Source organism: Streptococcus sp. CF10-1, from assembly GCF_024295825.1.
GTDB lineage: Bacteria > Bacillota > Bacilli > Lactobacillales > Streptococcaceae > Streptococcus.
Genome location: NZ_JANCPQ010000002.1, coordinates 409,604 through 428,944, shown reverse-complemented (window position 1 = coordinate 428,944; position 19,341 = coordinate 409,604). Strand labels below are relative to the sequence as shown.

General features: G+C 40.9%; 22 protein-coding genes, 1 tRNA gene and 1 riboswitch. Of the genes, 4 read left to right on the top strand and 19 right to left on the bottom strand.

What is annotated here, in order from left to right; all coding sequences use genetic code 11:
* Positions 1–26 precede the first annotated feature (26 nt).
* The 12 genes from NMM25_RS04505 to NMM25_RS04450 form a co-directional block, all read right to left on the bottom strand.
* Positions 27–320, bottom strand: a complete 294-nt coding sequence (locus tag NMM25_RS04505; protein ID WP_001110967.1) for a WXG100 family type VII secretion target — start codon at positions 318–320, stop codon at positions 27–29.
* 464 nt (positions 321–784) lie between these two features.
* Positions 785–2,143: a 23S rRNA (uracil(1939)-C(5))-methyltransferase RlmD gene (rlmD, locus tag NMM25_RS04500; protein WP_254736086.1), complete on the bottom strand. Its 1,359-nt coding sequence runs from the start codon at positions 2,141–2,143 to the stop codon at positions 785–787.
* Between the two features lie 74 nt (positions 2,144–2,217).
* The gene (locus NMM25_RS04495; RefSeq protein WP_001227373.1) at positions 2,218–3,192 is read right to left on the bottom strand and encodes a DUF1002 domain-containing protein; all 975 of its coding nucleotides are present in this window, start codon (positions 3,190–3,192) and stop codon (positions 2,218–2,220) included.
* Positions 3,193–3,278: 86 nt separating this feature from the next.
* Positions 3,279–3,881 carry a lysozyme family protein gene (locus tag NMM25_RS04490; RefSeq protein WP_002874542.1) on the bottom strand — a complete coding sequence of 201 codons (603 nt, stop codon included), beginning with the start codon at positions 3,879–3,881 and terminating at the stop codon, positions 3,279–3,281.
* Positions 3,881–4,855, bottom strand: a complete 975-nt coding sequence (locus tag NMM25_RS04485; protein ID WP_254736085.1) for a nucleoid-associated protein — start codon at positions 4,853–4,855, stop codon at positions 3,881–3,883. The genes NMM25_RS04490 and NMM25_RS04485 overlap by 1 nt, the downstream gene beginning before the upstream one ends.
* A gap of 7 nt (positions 4,856–4,862) precedes the next feature.
* Positions 4,863–6,119, bottom strand: coding sequence for a serine hydroxymethyltransferase (gene glyA, locus NMM25_RS04480; protein WP_254736084.1), 1,257 nt, complete (start codon positions 6,117–6,119; stop codon positions 4,863–4,865).
* A gap of 61 nt (positions 6,120–6,180) precedes the next feature.
* Positions 6,181–6,612, bottom strand: a complete 432-nt coding sequence (locus NMM25_RS04475) for a GNAT family N-acetyltransferase (protein WP_254736083.1) — start codon at positions 6,610–6,612, stop codon at positions 6,181–6,183.
* Position 6,613: 1 nt separating this feature from the next.
* Positions 6,614–7,216 carry an L-threonylcarbamoyladenylate synthase gene (locus NMM25_RS04470; RefSeq protein ID WP_254736082.1) on the bottom strand — a complete coding sequence of 201 codons (603 nt, stop codon included), beginning with the start codon at positions 7,214–7,216 and terminating at the stop codon, positions 6,614–6,616.
* On the bottom strand, positions 7,200–8,036 hold the full coding sequence (gene prmC / locus NMM25_RS04465) for a peptide chain release factor N(5)-glutamine methyltransferase (protein WP_254736081.1): 837 nt from the start codon (positions 8,034–8,036) through the stop codon (positions 7,200–7,202). Before prmC ends, NMM25_RS04470 begins: the two co-directional genes overlap by 17 nt.
* Positions 8,036–9,115 (bottom strand): peptide chain release factor 1, encoded by a 1,080-nt coding sequence (gene prfA, locus NMM25_RS04460; protein WP_254736080.1) that lies wholly within the window; start codon positions 9,113–9,115, stop codon positions 8,036–8,038. The genes prmC and prfA overlap by 1 nt, the downstream gene beginning before the upstream one ends.
* Before the next feature lie 9 nt (positions 9,116–9,124).
* Complete coding sequence (locus NMM25_RS04455) at positions 9,125–9,604, bottom strand: GNAT family N-acetyltransferase (RefSeq protein WP_254736079.1); 480 nt, start codon at positions 9,602–9,604, stop codon at positions 9,125–9,127.
* Positions 9,594–10,193 (bottom strand): thymidine kinase, encoded by a 600-nt coding sequence (locus tag NMM25_RS04450; RefSeq protein WP_254736078.1) that lies wholly within the window; start codon positions 10,191–10,193, stop codon positions 9,594–9,596. The genes NMM25_RS04455 and NMM25_RS04450 overlap by 11 nt, the downstream gene beginning before the upstream one ends.
* 123 nt (positions 10,194–10,316) lie before the next feature.
* Here NMM25_RS04450 and NMM25_RS04445 point away from each other — a divergent pair, with 123 nt between their 5' ends.
* Positions 10,317–10,499, top strand: a complete 183-nt coding sequence (locus NMM25_RS04445) for a 4-oxalocrotonate tautomerase (RefSeq protein ID WP_001117395.1) — start codon at positions 10,317–10,319, stop codon at positions 10,497–10,499.
* A gap of 137 nt (positions 10,500–10,636) precedes the next feature.
* On the top strand, positions 10,637–12,010 hold the full coding sequence (gene mnmE, locus NMM25_RS04440; RefSeq protein WP_254736077.1) for a tRNA uridine-5-carboxymethylaminomethyl(34) synthesis GTPase MnmE: 1,374 nt from the start codon (positions 10,637–10,639) through the stop codon (positions 12,008–12,010).
* A 46-nt stretch (positions 12,011–12,056) separates the two neighbouring features.
* Here the strand turns inward: mnmE and dapA are convergent, their stop codons facing one another.
* From dapA to NMM25_RS04420, 4 genes are all read right to left on the bottom strand, one after another.
* Entirely contained in the window at positions 12,057–12,992 is a 936-nt protein-coding gene (gene dapA, locus NMM25_RS04435; RefSeq protein ID WP_000121610.1) for a 4-hydroxy-tetrahydrodipicolinate synthase, read from the bottom strand.
* 56 nt (positions 12,993–13,048) lie between these two features.
* Positions 13,049–14,125 carry an aspartate-semialdehyde dehydrogenase gene (locus NMM25_RS04430; RefSeq protein ID WP_254736076.1) on the bottom strand — a complete coding sequence of 359 codons (1,077 nt, stop codon included), beginning with the start codon at positions 14,123–14,125 and terminating at the stop codon, positions 13,049–13,051.
* Between the two features lie 341 nt (positions 14,126–14,466).
* Positions 14,467–14,539: transfer RNA gene (locus tag NMM25_RS04425), tRNA-Thr, on the bottom strand.
* A gap of 105 nt (positions 14,540–14,644) precedes the next feature.
* Complete coding sequence (locus NMM25_RS04420) at positions 14,645–15,157, bottom strand: QueT transporter family protein (protein WP_254736075.1); 513 nt, start codon at positions 15,155–15,157, stop codon at positions 14,645–14,647.
* Positions 15,155–15,251: riboswitch (PreQ1 riboswitch) on the bottom strand. Its footprint overlaps the gene before it by 3 nt.
* A 28-nt stretch (positions 15,252–15,279) precedes the next feature.
* On the opposite strand from NMM25_RS04420, the gene NMM25_RS04415 reads away from it, so the two are divergent.
* Together NMM25_RS04415 and mscL are read left to right on the top strand one after the other, a co-directional pair.
* Complete coding sequence (locus NMM25_RS04415) at positions 15,280–15,717, top strand: GtrA family protein (RefSeq protein ID WP_254736074.1); 438 nt, start codon at positions 15,280–15,282, stop codon at positions 15,715–15,717.
* Positions 15,718–15,796: 79 nt separating this feature from the next.
* Positions 15,797–16,177 (top strand): large conductance mechanosensitive channel protein MscL, encoded by a 381-nt coding sequence (gene mscL / locus NMM25_RS04410; protein ID WP_000910207.1) that lies wholly within the window; start codon positions 15,797–15,799, stop codon positions 16,175–16,177.
* 41 nt (positions 16,178–16,218) lie between these two features.
* Here the strand turns inward: mscL and hemH are convergent, their stop codons facing one another.
* The 3 genes from hemH to srtB (NMM25_RS04395) form a co-directional block, all read right to left on the bottom strand.
* Entirely contained in the window at positions 16,219–17,313 is a 1,095-nt protein-coding gene (hemH, locus tag NMM25_RS04405; RefSeq protein ID WP_254736073.1) for a ferrochelatase, read from the bottom strand.
* Positions 17,314–17,390: 77 nt separating this feature from the next.
* Entirely contained in the window at positions 17,391–18,263 is an 873-nt protein-coding gene (gene srtB / locus NMM25_RS04400; RefSeq protein WP_254736072.1) for a class B sortase, read from the bottom strand.
* Between the two features lie 75 nt (positions 18,264–18,338).
* Positions 18,339–19,340 (bottom strand): class B sortase, encoded by a 1,002-nt coding sequence (gene srtB / locus NMM25_RS04395; RefSeq protein WP_242745430.1) that lies wholly within the window; start codon positions 19,338–19,340, stop codon positions 18,339–18,341.
* Position 19,341: the final 1 nt, after the last annotated feature.

Sequence of the window (19,341 nt, the reverse complement as noted above, 5' to 3'; positions counted from 1 at the left end):
CCTTTCGAAGCACCGTTCACCGATGATTAATTCAAACCAAATGAAGTTGCATCCTGACGGTCACGATCAGCAACAGTATCTGCGTATTGATTCAATTGTGCATGGATACTTTCAAGAAGTTGTTCCATTTGAGTTACGCTTACTGATAATTGTTGGAATTGTTCCAAGTAAGATTGGAAAGCCGCACCCTGCCATTGTCCTTGAAGACGACCATTTGCGCCTGAAACTTTGTTAATGGCATCTTTCAATTGTTCAGAAGCATTGGTATAAGTTTGTGCTTCAGACTTTAACTGTTCTGGGGTCAACGAAATTGCTGGCATATCATTATTCTCCTTTTTTGACTTGGTCATCTTCCCGATAACCTTATAGTCAATATTGTATCACAAACTCGTCAAATTGCAAGTGTTTTTTAGAATTTTGATTCAACTTTATAAATCGATTGAATACTTCCCACTATTTGATGTATGCAATCAAGCATGTCACATCTTTCAATATAGAAATACTAGGTTATAAAGCATTTCATTGTAGACTATTGTATCAATTACTGAACTCCTACTTCCATCGACCATCTTGGTGATATCAAAAAAAGGGGGTGCAAAACAATTCCCACAGACACCCTACCTGCTGGAACATTTTGCACCCCCTCTGCGTATGTGGGAATAAATTTCATACTTTACCACTACCAATCCTACTACATCACTTTAGACTGTTAGATTTATACTTCACTCAAAAATTCAAAAAAAACCGAATATCAAGTCTTTTGTAAACCCTGAAACGGTGGGCTTTATCCCTTTCTCTCCAGCAGTCCTACAACCTCGATATGGTGCGTTTGAGGAAATAGATCCACCGGCTGGATTTTCTTCAATTCATAGCCCAACTCTTGGTAGAGTTTGATATCACGCGCCATGGTTGCAACATTGCAGGAGATATAGGCAATGCGGTCTGCTCCTGTTTGACTACCTGCCTTGATAAAGCTTTCTGTGAGGCCTTTTCTTGGTGGGTCGACTAGGATAGCGGTTGGTTGGATACCTTCCTTGAGCCAATTCTTCATAGCATTTTCAGCTGTATCACATACATAGTGGGCATTAGTGATGCCATTTATACTAGCATTTTTCTGGCTATTCTCCACGGCTTCTGGAATCACTTCAACACCGTAGACTTCCTTTACATGTTTCGCAACAGACAATCCAATCGTTCCAATTCCTGAGTAAGCATCAATCACCACATCATCTCCTTTTAACTCTGCAAAGTCAATGGCTGTTTGATAGAGTTTCTCAGCCATTTCTGTATTGACCTGATAGAAGGCTGGTCCAGATATTTGGAAGTCATTTCCCAACATTTGGTCGGTAATGTAGTCTTGACCATAAAGTGTTCGCCAGTCCTTACCGAAAATAGCATTGGTATTCTGGTCGTTGATATTTTGCACGACAGAGACAATCTCTGGAAATTGCTTGATTAGTTGTTCGATCAATTGGTCAACACGGAAAACTTTCGGACGAGTGGTTACCAAAATGACCATGATTTGTCCTGAATAGTGCCCACGACGCACAACGAGGTTTCGAATCAAGCCAGACTGTTCCTTTTCATCATAAGGTTTCAAATCATAACGACGGAGCAAGTCGCGTAGGGCCACTACTACCTCATCAATCATAGGATCTTGGATAAAGAAATCTTCCAGTGGCATGAGATCATGCGAATTTTTACGGAAAAAACCTGTTTCCAAGACACCATTCACTCGACGAACGGGCACCTGTGCCTTATTTCGGTACTTGACTGGATGTTCCATACCCAGCGTTTCAGCGACCTCTACATCTCTAATGCCAGCAATTTTGTAGAGACTGTCTTTGACTTGCTTGGTTTTAAACTTGAGCTGTTCTGGGTAGGCAAGATGCCCCAAGTCAGCAATTCCTGAACGCAGGTAAGCCAAATCTAAATCTTGGTTACGATGAGGTGATTGAACAAGGTATTCTTCAACTTTCCCAAAGCCAATTTTTTTATTGACTTTAAGGACACGCATAAGAATTTTCTCAGTCGGAAGAACATTCTCTACAAAAAAGACCAAGCCTTCTACCTTGGCAACTCCTGCCCCTTCATGGGTCAAATCAACAATTTCAACTTCTACAATATCATTTTTCTTTAACATATTCTTCACTTTCTATCGGCCGACAAAAAAAGACGGCAACATTTCTGTTACCATCTATTATATCATGAAATGACCTAAGCACCAAAACTCTTGAAGAAGTTGACAATGGCTTGCCAAAGGGAGCTAAAGAAGTTGCCCCCGTCTTCCAGCGCTTTATTGGCATCAAAGTTGAGATTGATATTTTTAAAACTATCTCCAGCTTGGGAAACAATACTTTCCTTGAGGTCATTTAGGGTTTTAGTGAAATCAGCATTGTTCAAAATGTCACTCTTTGAAAGGTTGAGTGCAAAATTGATGATGATATTGACCTGGTTTCCTGTTATAACCTGATCGAGTTTGTAGTTTTTTAGTGTGTCTTCTACAATTTTGCGAACATCTTCTTCTGTCAGATTGCCTTTGGCTTCTTTTGCCTTTGCGATTCCTGCCTTGATATCTGCCAAAGCGACATTGAGTTTATTGGCATCGTAGCCTGACTTGTCCTTGTTTTCAGCATTGATATCTGATAAGGCTTTTAGCTCCTCTTGGGCCAAGTCTTTATTGGCTTGCGGTACTTTAGCACCATTGGCCTCTAACGAGTAGTAAATCCCTGCAAGGGCGCTCTCACCTGTAACTGGAATAGGAGCTGCAACTGTGATTTTGGCATGCTCCACTCCCAGCGTCACTGCTGCGTTACGGTACATATCCTGCGTCACCTTGGTGATATTTTCAGGCGTTTCAATCTTGACCTCTAGAGGCGACTTATCTCCTAGCTTTTGAATCTTAGCTGAAGAATAGAGCTGTAGACTAGCATCATTAGCCACATTCATAATTTTCGAATAGATATCAGGTGTCATAGTTTTGATATCTTTGGTGTCTTTTGATGCGTCATAGCCAAGTTTGCTAAGAGTTTGATTTTTCTGGTCTTCAGATAGAGAAGAACCTAGGACATATTCGGGTTGTACATAGGTTTCATCGATTACTTTTTGAACATCTGTTGCTGCGTGGACACTCGTCATAGCTGTTGCAGCCCACAATATTGCAGCACTTGTTAGAAAGAATTTCTTTCTCATGGGGTATTCCCTCCTTTACCTTTCTAGGGTAATAAAACAATCTTAAAGAAAACTTATAGTGAAAAACACCTGGTTAAACCAGATGTTTAGAAGAAATTAAAGAATTTCATGATATAGAGATTAAAGCGAACCTGTCTCGAGTAGTAATAATTTCCACCATTTTCATAGAGTTCGGCACCGTGAAAGATAGAAATAGGGTTAATATAGGTGTAGGTCTTCCCTGTAGTATTACCAAGGATTGGAGCGACCGTTTCTCGGGAGTAACGCTTGGCTAATGCCAGAGTATTTTCCTTGCCATTTTGAGCGATAAAGTCGATATAGGCAGGTCCAAAATTATAGGCTTGAACGGCGGTCCAGACATCTACTCCTTTGCTCTGTGCCAAATAGAGGTTATCTGTTAGTGTTTGTATCCCTTGGCGAATACTAGAGGCATCGTCATTGATGGTATTGGTAGCGCCACTAGCAGACTCACTAGACTGCATGACATCCCGCTCTTTTCCCTTCGTTTCGGTATAAATCATGGCGAGCACCAACTCTTCATTGGCTGGAGTATCTCTTTCGCTCAAGATTTCTCGAACCATGGGTTGGTAGGTCATGACTTGTTTAACATCCTGATGGATATGATAAGCTTTGTATCCTGCTAAAAGGAAGACTGCTAGCACAAGCACTCTTCTTATAAATTTAAACATTATTTACTTTGAATATCCTCGATATTTTTGATTAAGATAGAATAGGTTCCATTGTCATTTTGGATAAACTCGACAGATTCTGCGTCTTGATAGACGTTATTGGGAACGATGAGCTCGATTCCATTTGACAAGGAGAGTTTTTGATTTTCAAATTTCTTGAGCTGACGACTGGCATCAATTTCATCAAACTGGACTGGTTCTGGTACGGCTTCCTTAACTTGATCAATAAAGTTCAAACGAGCTGTCAGATTGTTGTCAAAAAGGTCATTAGCCAATTTTTCAGGTGACAGTTCATTGCTTTCTTCAAGATTGTTGAAAATCGCTGATTTGACCTTGGATTGAAATTGAAAATCATCGGTGTTAAAGGACTCTGCAATTCTCTGGGCCGTTTTTTCCAGTTCCTTGATGGATTTCTTTGGTGAAATCTTAGGGGCTACAGCTAGGAGATTATCTGAAAAATAATTCAAGAAAGTTCCATTGTACTTGATTCGTTTTTCGATGAGATGGTACTTGCGACTTTGAAGATTGACCACCAAGGCCTCGTCAGCACCCGTTCCAAATCCAGGCAGGTTATTCTGAGTCAGCTTGATTGGATTATCAACTTCCCCACCGAGGTGGGTCAAGGTTTCCCGCAAGGCAATTCGCAAGAAAGCGAAATGCTCTACACCTTCTTTAGAAAATTGCACAAAAATCAAGTCATTGGTCTTGAGATTTTCAGAAATGCTGAACTCTTCTTTCCAGAGATTAGCCAGTGTTACTGATGTCTCCAACAAATCGTCAGTGATGTGATTGAAGAAGGGATTTTCTTCTTCGAAAATCCCAGTCTTAGCTTCATCTGAATACACACGTTCAATTTTTTTACGTAGGTATTCTTCGATTTTTGGAGTGATATTGAGAAACTTATCCGCTAGGAACAGCTCGGTATCATCCGGGCTAAACTGATGGATAATGGCTTTCTTAATATAAATGTCCATAAAAGTTTTAGTCCTCGTATAATGGGAAGGCATCTGTCAACGCTTTGACTTCACTTCTCACTTCTTCTAAGACAGCTTCATTTTCTGCATTCTTAAGGGTTTTAATGATGAGTTTAGCTACTTTACGGCTTTCTTCTTCACCAAATCCACGTGCAGTAATGGCTGCTGCTCCGATACGAATCCCACTTGTCTTAAATGGTGATAAGGTTTCGTAAGGGATTGAGTTTTTATTTAGGGTAATATTGACTTCATCTAGCAAGTTTTGAGCAACTTTTCCGTTTTCTACAACCTTGGTTACATCAACTAGGAAAAGGTGATTTTCAGTTCCTCCAGAAATGATTCGGAAATCAGGGTCTTGCAAGAAGACATTTGCCATAGCCTTGCTGTTCTTGATCACATTAGCTGCATATTCTTTAAAAGCTGGATCCAAAACTTCTTTGAAGGAAACCGCCTTAGCCGCCACAACATGCTCTAAAGGACCACCCTGAATACCTGGGAAAATAGCTGAGTTGATTTTCTTAGCTAGGTCCTCATCATTTGTCAAAATCAAACCACCACGCGGTCCACGAAGGGTTTTGTGGGTCGTTGTTGTAGTGATATGAGCGTATGGCACTGGGCTTGGGTGAAGTCCGGCTGCCACCAAACCAGCGATATGGGCCATATCGACCATAAGCTTAGCCCCAACGGCATCAGCGATTTCACGGAATTTTGAGAAGTCGATAATTTGAGAATAGGCTGAAGCACCCGCTACAATTAGTTTTGGTTTTACTTCTTGGGCTTGTTTCAAGATAGCATCAAAGTCCAAGAGTTCTGTTTCAGGATCCACACTATAAGAAACAAAGTTGTAGGTTTGACCAGAGAAGCTAACTGGAGCTCCGTGGGTCAAGTGTCCACCTGCTGCCAAATCCATCCCCATAACGGTATCACCTGGCTCAATCAAGGCCATATAAGCAGCACAGTTGGCTTGGCTTCCTGAGTGAGGTTGGACATTAGCGAATTTAGCACCGAAAATTTCTTTTGCACGTTCAATCGCTAGAGTTTCTACCACGTCTACTACATCAGTTCCACCATAATAACGGCGTCCTGGGTAACCCTCGGCATATTTGTTTGTCAAGATAGACCCTTGAGCTGCCATAACAGCCTTGGAAACCACGTTTTCCGAAGCAATCAACTCAATGTTGTTTTGTTGGCGTTCTTCTTCTTTGGCAATAGCATTCCATAGATCAGCATCGTATGCTTTAAAATCATCTTTGTCAAAAATCATAGGTCTTCTCCTTTGTAGTGTGACTGGTCCTTTAGTTTGTTTTTACAAGAAAGAAAATAAACTAAAAGATGCGAATAAACCGTTTCTGCACTTTATCACAAGTATAACCAACTTTTTCATAAAATGCATGAGCACCCAGACGGTGATCGGCAGAGTTTAAGCGGATAAACTCATAACCACGTCTTTTTGCTTCGTCTTCCAACCCTTGTAGTAAGCTTTTACCGATACCTTGCCCTTGCGCTTGAGGCGAAACCGCTAAGCCTAATATATTAAAGCCTGCTTTGGAATAGAGGGATTCATAAACTTCAGCATGGACATATCCAAGTAGGACACGGCTGACTTCATCCTCATAGCCAAGTAGGAAATGATGGGAATCCTGAGATAATTTAGCTAGTTGACTAGCTGTGTCCTCTGGACTAAAAGAATAACCCAAGGCCTCTTGGTTAATCTCACATATAGCATTCACATCTGTTTCTTGCAAATCTCTTAGCATCTCATTCCTCCTCAAAAGAAATCTCTGGCAACTGTGCAAGAATGTCTTCTCGCTTAATTGCTCCTTGGCGTAAAATTTTCACCTTGTCTCCAGACAAATCCAAAATAGTCGAATCCTGTCCAGTTAGAAAAGCGTCGTCCTCCAGACCTAAAACCTCATGGTCAAAATCCTCTAGAATTTGAGCAAAGGTCACTCCACTTGCCTGACCTGAGATATTGGCAGACGGCCCAATCAAGGGACCTGTCTCTCTAATCAAATCAAGTGTAATGGGGTGACTCGGCATCCGAAATCCAACCGTAGCAAGACCGGAATTGACCCAAAAGGGAACTCTGTCATTTGCTTCAAGGATAATGGTCAAGGGACCTGGTAAAAAGGTCTCTACAAGCTTTTGTAGATAAGTTGGCTGATTCTTTGAAAAGTGCAAGATGTCCTCTAGAGAAGCGACATTAAGATTGAGCGCCTTGTCTCTAGGACGACGTTTGAGTTGGTAAATATGGTCGACAGCTTTTTCATCTAAGGCCTTAGCAAAGAGACCATAAACTGTCTCGGTTGGTAGAACAACAGCTCCGCCCTTTTCCAACTCTTGTCTAATCCTGTCCATCATCAACTACAACCATCCTATCTTGACCAAATTGGTCCTTGAGTGTTCGTACTCGTTTTTCAGGAAGATATTTCCTAAAAAGCGCAGGAACACTTTGACCTTGCTTGTATCCAATTTCAAGGTAAATCTTACCACCATCTGTGAGATAGTCTTTTGCATCTTCCGCAATTCTGCGATAAATAGCTAGGCCATCCTCATCTGCAAAGAGAGCTAGATGAGGCTCCGAATGCAAAACATTCAAACCGACCTCTGACTCATCTTCACGAGAGATATAGGGTGGATTGGATACAATTATATCATATTTTTCAGAAATTTCTGCAAAACAATCAGATTTTTTAAAAAATATATTAAGATTTTGATTTCTAGCATTCTCTGATGCAAGCTTCAAAGCGTCTTGGGAAATATCTGCTGCTGTCACTGACCAATCTGATCTGTTTTTAGCTAATCCAAGGGCTATGGCACCACTTCCAGTCCCGATATCTAGGATCTTAAGATTTTCTTCAGGATTTTCGGACAGGATAAGTTCTACCAACTCTTCTGTTTCTGGGCGAGGAATCAAAACACGCTCATCCACCTTTAACTGCATCCCAAAGAAATCTGCGTTACCAATGATATACTGAGCTGGTTTATGAGACGCTAACTGCTGGAAAATTTCTTCTACAAATTGTGTTTCTTCCTCTGTTACCTCTTGCTGGAGGGCAAAGACAAAGTCTGTAAAAGAGAGATTTTTTAGGCTACGGTAGACAAAAGAGAGGCTTTCTGCTTCCTCTCCTTGTCTCATCAACTCTTCTTCAAAATCTGAAAATAATTGAGCTAATTTCATTATTTGTTTAATTCTTCTAATTTTTGTGTTTGGTCATAAAGAACCAAGGCATCCACAACTTCATCCAATTTACCAGATAAAATGGTATCTAGTTTTTGGAGGGTCAAGCCAATACGATGGTCTGTGACTCGGTTTTGTGGGAAGTTATACGTACGGATCCGTTCTGAACGGTCACCAGTACCGATAGTTGACTTACGCTCAGCGTCTTGTTCATCTTGAGCAATCTGAGTAAAATGGTCAGCAACACGGGCACGGATGATCTTCATGGCTTTCTCACGGTTCTTCTGTTGAGTACGTTCTTCCTGCATCTCAACCTTGATATTGGTTGGCAAGTGAACGATACGAACGGCAGTCGCAACCTTATTGACGTTCTGTCCACCAGCACCAGATGCGTGGTAGATATCAACACGAAGGTCTTTTGGATCAATATCGTATTCTACTTCTTCCACTTCAGGCATGACAAGAACTGTGGCAGTTGATGTATGGACACGACCTTGGCTTTCTGTCACAGGGACACGTTGCACACGGTGAGCACCAGACTCATACTTGAGTTTAGAGTATACCGATTGACCAGAAACCATAGCAACCACTTCTTTGAATCCACCGACACCATTCATAGTGGCTTCCATGACTTCAAAGCGCCAGCCTTGGGCTTCCGCATACTTTTGGTACATAGTTAGCAAATCCCCGGCGAAGAGCGCTGCTTCATCTCCACCAGCAGCTCCACGGATTTCAAGGATGATGTTCTTATCATCGTTTGGATCCTTAGGAAGGAGCAAGATTTTCAATTTTTCTTCATACTCTTCTTTTTCAGTCTTGGCATCTTTGAGTTCTTGCTTAGCCATTTCCTCCAAGTCCGCATCTCCACCTGATTCCTTAATCATCTCTTCAGCATCGACGATGTTTTGAAGGACTTGTTTGTACTCACGGTAGGCTGTTACCGTATCGCGAGTGGAAGCCTCTTCTTTGGACAATTCCATGAAACGTTTGGTATCAGATACCACATCAGGGTCACTGAGCAATTCTCCTAACTCTTCATAACGGTCTTCTACAGCTTGTAGTTGATCATAGATGTTCATTTTTTCTCCTTATTTCTCAATTGTTAAATCATAGGTTGCTACTACTTCGTTCTCAAATATTTCCCCAGTTTCTTTAAATCCATAACTGAGGTAACAAGATCTTGCATGTTCATTTTCTGGTTCATAAGACAACCAAAGTTTATTACCTAAACCTGCTGGCGCTGTCCGAACATAGTCCAGCACTTTATCCATAATTGGTTTAAAATATCCTTGATTTTGAAAATTCTTATCAATCATAAAACGAAATAGTAAATAATTTCCACTACTAATTCCGATCTTTTTATCATAAGCTATCATCACAAAACCTATAATTGCATCCTTATCATAAACTGCCAATGGAGCTACAAAATCTCCATTTTTAGTGTAGACATATGCTTCAGCTAAACTAATTGCGTTGGTTGCAATGAATTGCTTTTGATATTCCTTGACATCCAAATTCAAAACATCAAAATAATTTTCCATTGTAACATCTCTTAGTTCAATTGTCATAGTTGTGCTCCTTGTTAGATGTTATCATTGGCGCAAAATAATGTTTACGGCAGACTGAGATATAGGTTTCATTGCCACCGATTTGAATTTGTTCGCCATCATAGACTGGCACACCATCGTGCGTACGCAACACCATAGTCGCCTTTTTCTTACAGTACTGACAGATCGTCTTGATTTCTTCAATCTTGTCTGCTAAGAGCAATAGATATTTGGAACCTTCGAACAGTTCATTGCGAAAGTCATTTTTCAAACCAAAAGCCATGACGGGTATATCTAACTCGTCCACAACACGAGCTAGATCGTAAACATGATGACGTTTGAGAAACTGGGCTTCATCGACCAAAACACAGTATGGTTTCTCAGGTAAATCTCGGATATAGCCGAAGATATCCGTTGACTCCTCAATCGCAATGGCAGGGCGTTTCATGCCAATTCGACTCGATACATAGCCAACACCGTCACGCGTATCCAGAGCCGAGGTCATAATCACAACACCTTTTCCTTGCTCCTCATAGTTATAGGCCACCTTGAGAATCTCAATCGTCTTACCAGAGTTCATGGTCCCATAACGATAATACAACTGTGCCATGTTTCTTGCTTCACGTCCATTTCTAAATTTTTGCTACATTCTAGTATATCATAATTTTCTTAAGCTTTAAACGGCAAAATGTGGTAAAATAGAAGAAATCAAAAACTAGTGGAGGAAGCTATTATGCCATTTGTACGCATCGATTTATTTGAAGGACGCACGCTCGAGCAAAAGAAAGCTCTTGCTAAGGAAATAACAGAAGCTGTTGTTCGCAACACTGGAGCACCTCAATCTGCTGTCCATGTCATCATCAACGACATGCCAGAAGGAACTTACTTCCCACAAGGGGAAATGCGCACCAAATAAGCTAGCTTAAGCAGAATTGCTTAGGCTTTTTCAATCTCCAAGTAGCATCCATTGAAGAAATAGTTCAAATTTGTTACAATTTGAAAAGAGACTTGGAAAAATTTCCAAGAAAAGAGCTATTTATTAAAGGAAACATTATGATTACACGTGAATTTGATACCATCGCTGCCATCTCTACTCCACTAGGTGAAGGGGCTATTGGTATTGTCCGCCTGAGCGGAACAGAAAGTTTTGCTATTGCGCAAAAGATTTTTAAAGGAAAAGACTTGAGACAGGTTGTTAGCCACACTCTCAACTACGGTCACATCGTTGACCCTCTAACTGGTAAAGTCATGGACGAGGTCATGGTGGGAGCCATGAAATCTCCAAAAACCTTCACTCGTGAGGATATTATCGAGATTAACACCCACGGTGGGATTGCGGTAACCAATGAAATTCTCCAACTAGCGATCCGTGAAGGAGCTCGGTTGGCAGAACCTGGTGAATTTACCAAGCGCGCCTTTTTAAACGGTCGTGTGGACTTGACACAGGCTGAGGCGGTGATGGACATCATCCGTGCCAAGACAGACAAGGCTATGAATATTGCAGTTAAGCAATTGGACGGCTCCCTTTCTGACCTCATTAATAATACCCGCCAAGAAATCCTCAATACGCTTGCACAAGTAGAGGTCAATATCGACTATCCTGAGTATGACGATGTTGAAGAAGCCACTACTGCTGTTGTTCGTGAGAAAACTATGGAGTTTGAGCAATTGTTAACCAATCTCCTTAGAACAGCTCGTCGTGCTAAAATCCTTCGTGAGGGAATTTCAACTGCCATCATCGGTCGTCCCAACGTTGGGAAATCCAGTCTTCTAAACAACCTCCTACGTGAAGATAAGGCCATCGTAACAGACATCGCTGGTACGACACGAGATGTTATCGAAGAATACGTCAACATCAATGGTGTACCTCTCAAATTGATTGATACAGCTGGTATTCGGGAAACAGATGATATCGTGGAACAAATCGGTGTTGAGCGTTCGAGAAAAGCCCTCAAGGAAGCTGACTTGGTACTACTAGTGCTAAATGCTAGTGAACCACTAACAGCACAAGACAGACAACTCTTAGAAATCAGTCAGGATACCAACCGCATTATTCTACTTAATAAAACTGATCTTCCTGAAGCGATTGAAACTTCTGAACTACCAGAAGATGTCATCCGTATTTCAGTCCTTAAAAATCAAAACATCGATAAGATTGAAGAGCGTATTAACGACCTCTTCTTTGAAAATGCTGGTTTGGTCGAGCAAGATGCTACTTACTTGTCAAATGCCCGTCATATTTCCTTGATTGAAAAGGCCGTTGAAAGCTTACAAGCTGTTAATGAAGGGCTGGAACTGGGGATGCCAGTTGACTTGCTTCAAGTTGACTTGACTCATACTTGGGAAATTCTCGGTGAAATCACTGGGGATGCTGCTCCAGATGAACTCATCACCCAACTCTTTAGCCAATTCTGTTTAGGAAAATAAGCAAAATCCATGATCGTTCTTGCGGTCATGGATTTTATTATCTTTATTAGTAATCTGGTCTAAGGACGCCTGTTACGGTTGCCTTAGTTGCTTCGTAGTCGCCATCTACGACAACTTTGATAATGCGTTTAGCATCTTCTTCTGGCGCTGGAACTAGAGGCAAACGAGTTGGTCCGGCTTCAAATCCCATATAGTTAAGAACAGCCTTAACTGGAGCAGGACTTGGATAAGAGAAGAGAGCATTGACTTTAGGAATGAATTTACGTTGAATAGCTGCTGCTTTTTTCATATCGCTTTCTGCAATGGCAGTCAACATCTCGTGCATTTCATCTCCATTTGTATGAGAGGCAACAGAAATAACCCCATCTGCACCAAGATTCATAGCATGGAAAGCATCTCCATCCTCACCGGTATAGACCAAGAACTCTTCTGGTTTGTGCTCAATCAAGTAAGCCATATTGGCCAAGCTCGTACATTCTTTGACACCGATAATATTTGGATGATCAGCCAAACGAAGCATGGTTTCTGGAGTTAATTCCACAACTACACGCCCTGGAATGTTATAGATGATAATAGGCAAGTCAGAAGCATCTGCAATCGCTTTAAAGTGCTGATACATGCCTTCTTGAGAAGGTTTGTTGTAGTACGGTACGATCGCAAGTCCGGCTGCGAAACCGCCAAATTCTGCGACTTCTTTGACAAATTCGATCGAGTCACGCGTATCATTGGTACCTACACCCGCAATCAAAGGAACGCGTCCATTGACAATCTTTTGTACAGCCGCAAAGAGTTCCAATTCTTCATCGTGGGTCAGAGTCGGACTCTCAGCAGTCGTACCAGCTAGAAGAATGCCGTCTGTGTGATGGGCCAATAAATGCTCAATCAAGGCTGGAATGGCGTCAAAGTTGATGGAACCATCCTCATGGAAAGGGGTAATAAAGGCCGTGATGATTTTACACTCTTTTAAATCTTGATAAGACATGAGAAACACCTCTCTATTTCAAAGAAGGAGTTCATCTGAACTCCTAAACGATATGACTATTTTAATTCAAATTTCAATTCAGCTGTTGGATGAACCAATCCACGTTCGTGAAGCGTTTCTGCAATTTGAACTGAGTTCCAAGCAGCACCTTTGAGAAGGTTATCTGAAACAACCCACATGTGGATTCCTTTTTCAGCATCCAAGTCTTTACGGATACGACCAACAAAGGTATCACGTGATCCGACAGCATTGATGGCTTGCGGATAGATTTGATGCGCTACGTCATCCTCAAGAACAGCACCTGGGAAGGCTGCGATGGCTGCTTTGACTTCTTCGATTGGCGCCACTTCTTTTGTTTCGATGTAAACAGACTCAGAGTGAGCTGACAAAACTGGAATACGAACACATGTTGCAGACACTGCGATGCTATCATCCTCCATGATTTTCTTCGTTTCCTTGGTCATCTTCATCTCTTCATAAGTGTAATCATTATCAGTGAAAACATCAATTTGTGGAAGAGCGTTAAAGGCGATAGGATAGTGTTTCTTATCACCACCTGAAGGTAAGATTTCTGCATGCAAGTCACGTGGGTTCACACCGTCATTCAAGACTTCACGAAGTTCACGTTGTGTTTCAAGAATCGCTCCCATACCAGCACCTGAAACTGCTTGATAAGTTGAAACTATGATACGGTCCAAGCCCCATTTTTGACGAACAGGCTCAAGAGCCACCATCATTTGGATTGTTGAACAGTTAGGGCAGGCGATGATCCCATTGTGGGCATCAAGTGCGTGAGCATTGACCTCTGGGACAACCAATGGTACATCTGGATTTTGACGGAAATAAGATGTGTTATCCACTACTACCGCTCCAGCTTGAACTGCGTATGGTGCATACTTAGCTGATGTCGAACCTCCTGCTGAGAAGAGTGCAATATCAACACCCTCAAAAGCTGTCTCAGTCGTTTCTTCAATCGTAATATCTTGGTCTTTAAATTTCAAAGTCTTGCCCGCTGAACGTGCAGAAGCAAGGTAACGAATTTTATCGATTGGAAGTGTTGATTCTTCCAACATTTTTATCATCTGAGCTCCGACAGCACCTGTCGCGCCGACTACAGCAACTGTATATCCCATAAATAACCTCTTTCGGAATTTTCTAAAAATTTCTATAATAGATGTATTATACTACTTTTTCCAGAAATTGAAAAGCATTTTTGGGTTATATTTTCTGAAAATTAAAAATCCCTAGTCATTGACTAAGGACTAAGAGGCATCTTCATGTGATGAGCAGGTTCACACAACTCATCAAGGTCCGCTCCTGCGTTATGACCTCCTTATGCTCAATAGCAGTCCAAAGACTACCTATCGACTCATCGCAGGTTTTATTCTACTATGCTTTGCTGACTTTGTCAAGGCTAATGCGGGGGAAATATAAAAAAAACTCTCGAATATCAAGAGTTTTCCTGTCTATCGAATGCTAATTGCCGGGATTGAACCGGCGACCTCATCCTTACCATGGATGCGCTCTGCCAACTGAGCTAAATCAGCTTACCTAAAAAGTATACTATAGTTCTATGTTCTTGTCAAGCGCTCTCTTTTAATTTTATGGAATGAAAAAAGCTAGATTTAGCAAGAATCTAGCTTATAAACTTCTTATTTTGTTAGATCGATTCGCTGTCCCAGTTTACCAATCAAAATCGCTCCCACGATAAGTGATGCAAACTCACCAATTCCAGTAGAAAACCATGTGAAAAAGAAGGGAGCTTCTGTCAAGATATGAAGTTCAGCTGCAATGGTAATCATTGAAATGGAGAAGAGGATTGAAAAGAAGAAATGATCTTTTCGAATCAATCCGTTAAAGAGGTAATCTTTGCTGTATTTTCCAAAGAGCCATACACCGAGACTAAGGAAAACTAGGGTAGAACCTCCACCGACAAAGACATCTATTAGGCCAAAACTACTAAATAAATTAGCAATCATACATCCAATTGTCACACCGAAAATGTATTTAGGGTTGTAAAATGCTAAGAAATTCAACATTTCTGAAATACGGAACTGATACACCCCAAAACTAAGAACATTAATTGGTGGCGTAATAGTCAAAACTACATAAATAGCAGCAACAATAGCGATGTCTGCCACATCACGAACAGTTAATTTTTTCATGTTTTCTCCTTTAACGGTTTCCCGCGTAAAATATGCTTGGTGAAAGAAGCTAAGCACCAAGGGTTGAGATTATCAACCTTACTAGTATAGCACATTAGCTAGCTTTATGCTATACTAAAATCATGAAAAAACTAATAAAAGCTTTCTTTGATAACGAGATTTTCTCCTACCTATTTTTTGGTGGTGCTACTACCCTAGTTTCTATTTCATCACGTTTGGTTATTTACCATATCAGCCACCAGGAAATCCTAGCTACTGCACTCGCTAATCTTATCGGGATTCTCTTTGCCTTTCTCACAAATGATACAATCGTCTTTAAACAAGAGAGAAGGAACTGGCCAACCCGCCTGGCTAAGTTTTTCTTAGCTCGCCTCTCTACTCTTGGTCTTGACGTTCTTTTAACTTATATCTTTGTTACAACCTTTCCTGATATTATTGGACAATTTGTCGAACAGAATATAGATAGGGTTAATACTGTTGAAACTATTCTAGCACAAATTTTGATCATCATTTTAAACTATATTTTCAGTAAAATCTATATTTTTAAAAGGGGAAACTGACCACTTTAAGCGTTCAAGTTGCTTTTTGTCACAATTTAGGATATAATAAATTAGAAAATTAGGAAAGGAATTTATGAAAATGTTAAAGGATCTTAAAGAATTCTTGCTTCGTGGTAATGTCGTTGACCTTGCTGTCGGTGTGATCATTGCCTCTGCTTTTGGTGCTATCGTTACTTCATTTGTTAATGATATCATCACTCCACTTCTATTGAACCCAGCTTTGGAAGCTGCGAAAGTACAAAACATCGCTGAGCTTGCATGGAATGGTGTTACATATGGTAAATTCTTGAGCGCTGTTATCAACTTCCTTGTTGTGGGTACAGTTCTCTTCTTCGTTATCAAAGGTATTGAAAAAGCTCAAAACCTTCGTAAGAAAGAGGAAGTGGTTGAGGAAGCACCTGCTGCTCCAACTGAACTTGAAGTTCTTCAAGAAATCAAAGCTCTTCTTGAGAAAAAATAAAACAGATAAAGGATTTAGCTTAAAGCTAAATCCTTTTTTCTTTACTCTTTTGGTAACTTCCCAGCTTTTTCGAGCATTTTCTTAATTAAGTAAGGCATCTTGACATTTTCACGGCCTTTTTTCTCAATGAGCTTTTTGACAAATTCTGGCATCTGAAGGTCGTCTGTCTCCTCCATGATGTCCTTGGTAGTTGCCGAAGGCGCTAACTCATCGAAGGTTTCTTCTTCTGGGAGAAAAGCTTTAAATTCCTTGTTTTCGCTGTCTCGTACAGTAGCAACTAAAGCGTCAATTAAACGGCTATCCGTATTGGGCATAGGTGGACGATGGTAGGTGACACCTAATTCTTGACACAAATCATAACATTCCACATCATTATCAAACAAGACTTCGATGTGCTCACTGATAAAGCTAATCGGGACAAAAATATAATGCTCTGGATGTTGCTTTTGTTCTCGTAAATATTCTAAGACATCTGGCTTGATCCAAGGAATTCCAATATCGCTTTCGCTCTGCCAAGTATTGGTATACTGGTCGGCTGTTAGGCCGAGTTGTTCAGCAATTAGCTTGCTATTATCGAAAATCTGATCGATATAAGGATCTCCAAAGTCCAAGGCAAAAACGGGGACGCTATGGGCTGAAAAGATTACCTTGAAAGACTCTTCTCCCACATGGTTTCGTAAAATTTTGTTAATCTCATCTGTCCAGAAGTCCAGCAAATGCTGTTGTTGATACCAGTCCTTAATAACTAAAAATCGGATCTGCTGGCTTTCCAAAAACTTTTCATATCCCATGACTGAGTAAAAAGAATAATGAGGTTCCAAAATCAAGCAAATACATTCTTCAACACCATCAGTTTCCATCTGCTTGATCACGTCTGGGATAAAGGGGCGAGAAAATTTGTTGGCAAAGTAGATACCGTACTCCTCCCCTATACGTTCTCTTACTAAAGCAACTTCTTCCCTTGTAATCCGCTGCAAAGGCGTCCCACCGATACGGACATAGTTGTCATAGAGGATCTGAATTTCGTGGTCTTGGGGTCTAACTCCACGACGAATATTTGTAAAGAATTCTGCTACTCCTTCAAAACTAATCTCCTCTGGAGATCCAAAGGTCATCATTAATAGGGCTCTTTTCATGTTATCATCCTTATGATATTATTTTCACTATCTATTCTATCATGAAAGAAAAAAATAGTAAACGCTTCCGCCGCCTACTATTTTTTTTGTTCTTTTGTTTTTCTATCTCGTCTCATGATTAGGATGATAACGACAAGGAGTAAGACGACGATAATCAGGAGAAGAAAGGCAAGGATATAAATCCAATGCGTTGGAATTCCTTGGTCAAAATAGCGCGTCCCTACTGCTTCTCCACTTTTATCCTGGGATGCTTTTACTGGTGCATCCGTTATTTTGGCTAAGAGGATATGTCGTCCGTTGGTAATGTTAAGGAAACAGGTGCTTAACAAAACAATCTTGTCCGTTGAGGTCAAGGAGACATCCCGCTTGTATTTGGCTTTGCTTAACAGATACTGATAGTATGCCTGATGTTCCTCGTCATTGGAACTCAGGGTTCGATAAATCTCCGTGTCATAAGCATCCACTTCTAAAATCCCAAAAATCTCAAGCCCTCGTTCACGACCGTTATAATAGATAGAGCCATAACGGTGATTTTCGAAAAACTCTTGGTTAGCAAACTTTTGTATCTCACCAAACATAGCTCCAGAAGCCATGGAGTGACCATAAATGATGGTGTTAAAGTCGGTAAAGTTGGGGTTAAAACGATAGTCTAGGAATATAGAACCTGACACAGTATAATCGCCAAAAGCGTTGCGATCAAGGTATTTGACATTGTCCTGACTCTGCAAGAGGGGATAGTCTACCTTGGTCCCATCGAGGCTAATCCAACCACAAACATCCTTGTTGAGGTGCTGCAAGGTTTCAAAGCCCGTACTGCTGGCATCCTTTTCAATGGGATTATAATGATCGTAGTCACTCGCAAGTACTCTATCAGCTGTAAAAAGACAGAAAAAAGCTAGAAAGAGGGATAGAATGACCTTTATAACTTTGCGACTCGTACTTGTTTTCATATTTCCTTCTTTCTCCTTTCTAGCCTTGAAAATAAAAGAGCAAGAGAGGCTGTCCCTTTCTCTTTTATTGGTAGTTTAGTCAGTAATGGTATCTTCCCCTTCTTCCTTTGCTTCTCTTCTACGACGCAAGATCAAGTAGAGGATGATGAGCAAGAAGATCAATAGCAAGAGCAAGATAAATAAGATGATATACCATATCCACAAAGGAATCGATGAGAGAAATCGTCCGAGCGACGAATCATCAAAGACGCTGTAAGGAAATGGTTTTGATTTTTTCGTATGGAAGGTGTTCTTTGGAACCGTATCCGTAATCTTGGCAACTACGATATGTCTCCCATTTGTTACGTCTAGGAAACAGGTACTGAGAAGAATGATATGGTCATTTGGCCCCAGTGTAATGTCTCGTTTGTGGATGGCAACCGAGAGTAAGTGATCGATATATTCTTGGCGCCGATCATCCCCATTAATACCTGGATCGTAGATGTTAAAGTCATAGGCGTCTACCTCGAGCATCTCAAAGATCTCAAGACCTTTTTCAACACCATTATAGTAAATACTGCCGTAGCGATGCTGGTCAAAAAATTCCTTATCAGAAAACTTTGCTACATCTCCAAACATAACCCCATTTTCTACATGGTGACCGTAGATGATGGTATTAAAGTCTTCGAACTTGGATTCATTTCGAGCCTCAAGGAAAATAGCCCCTGTAGCTGCAAATTCTCCCTTGGAATCCTTGTTCAGGTATTTTTCATTGTCTTTGGCTTGGACTAAGGGATAGTCGATATTGGTGCCATAGACATTGATCCAACCGAGAACCTCTGGATTGACTTGCTGTAGCTTGTGAAAGCCAGAAAAACTAGCAAGCTCATCCTTCTCACTGGTACTAACAGGTCTATAAGCCTCATACTCACTTGATGAAGCCTGAGAATAAACCTGATTGGCATCCCAAAGGGCGTAGAAACCAAAGAGAAAGACTAAGGCTGCCAAGAGGAGCAAGATATGATTCATCAATGCATCTACAGCAAGGACCAGACGCCTAGACAAACTCCTTTTTGGTTTCTCACGCTTGATTTTCATC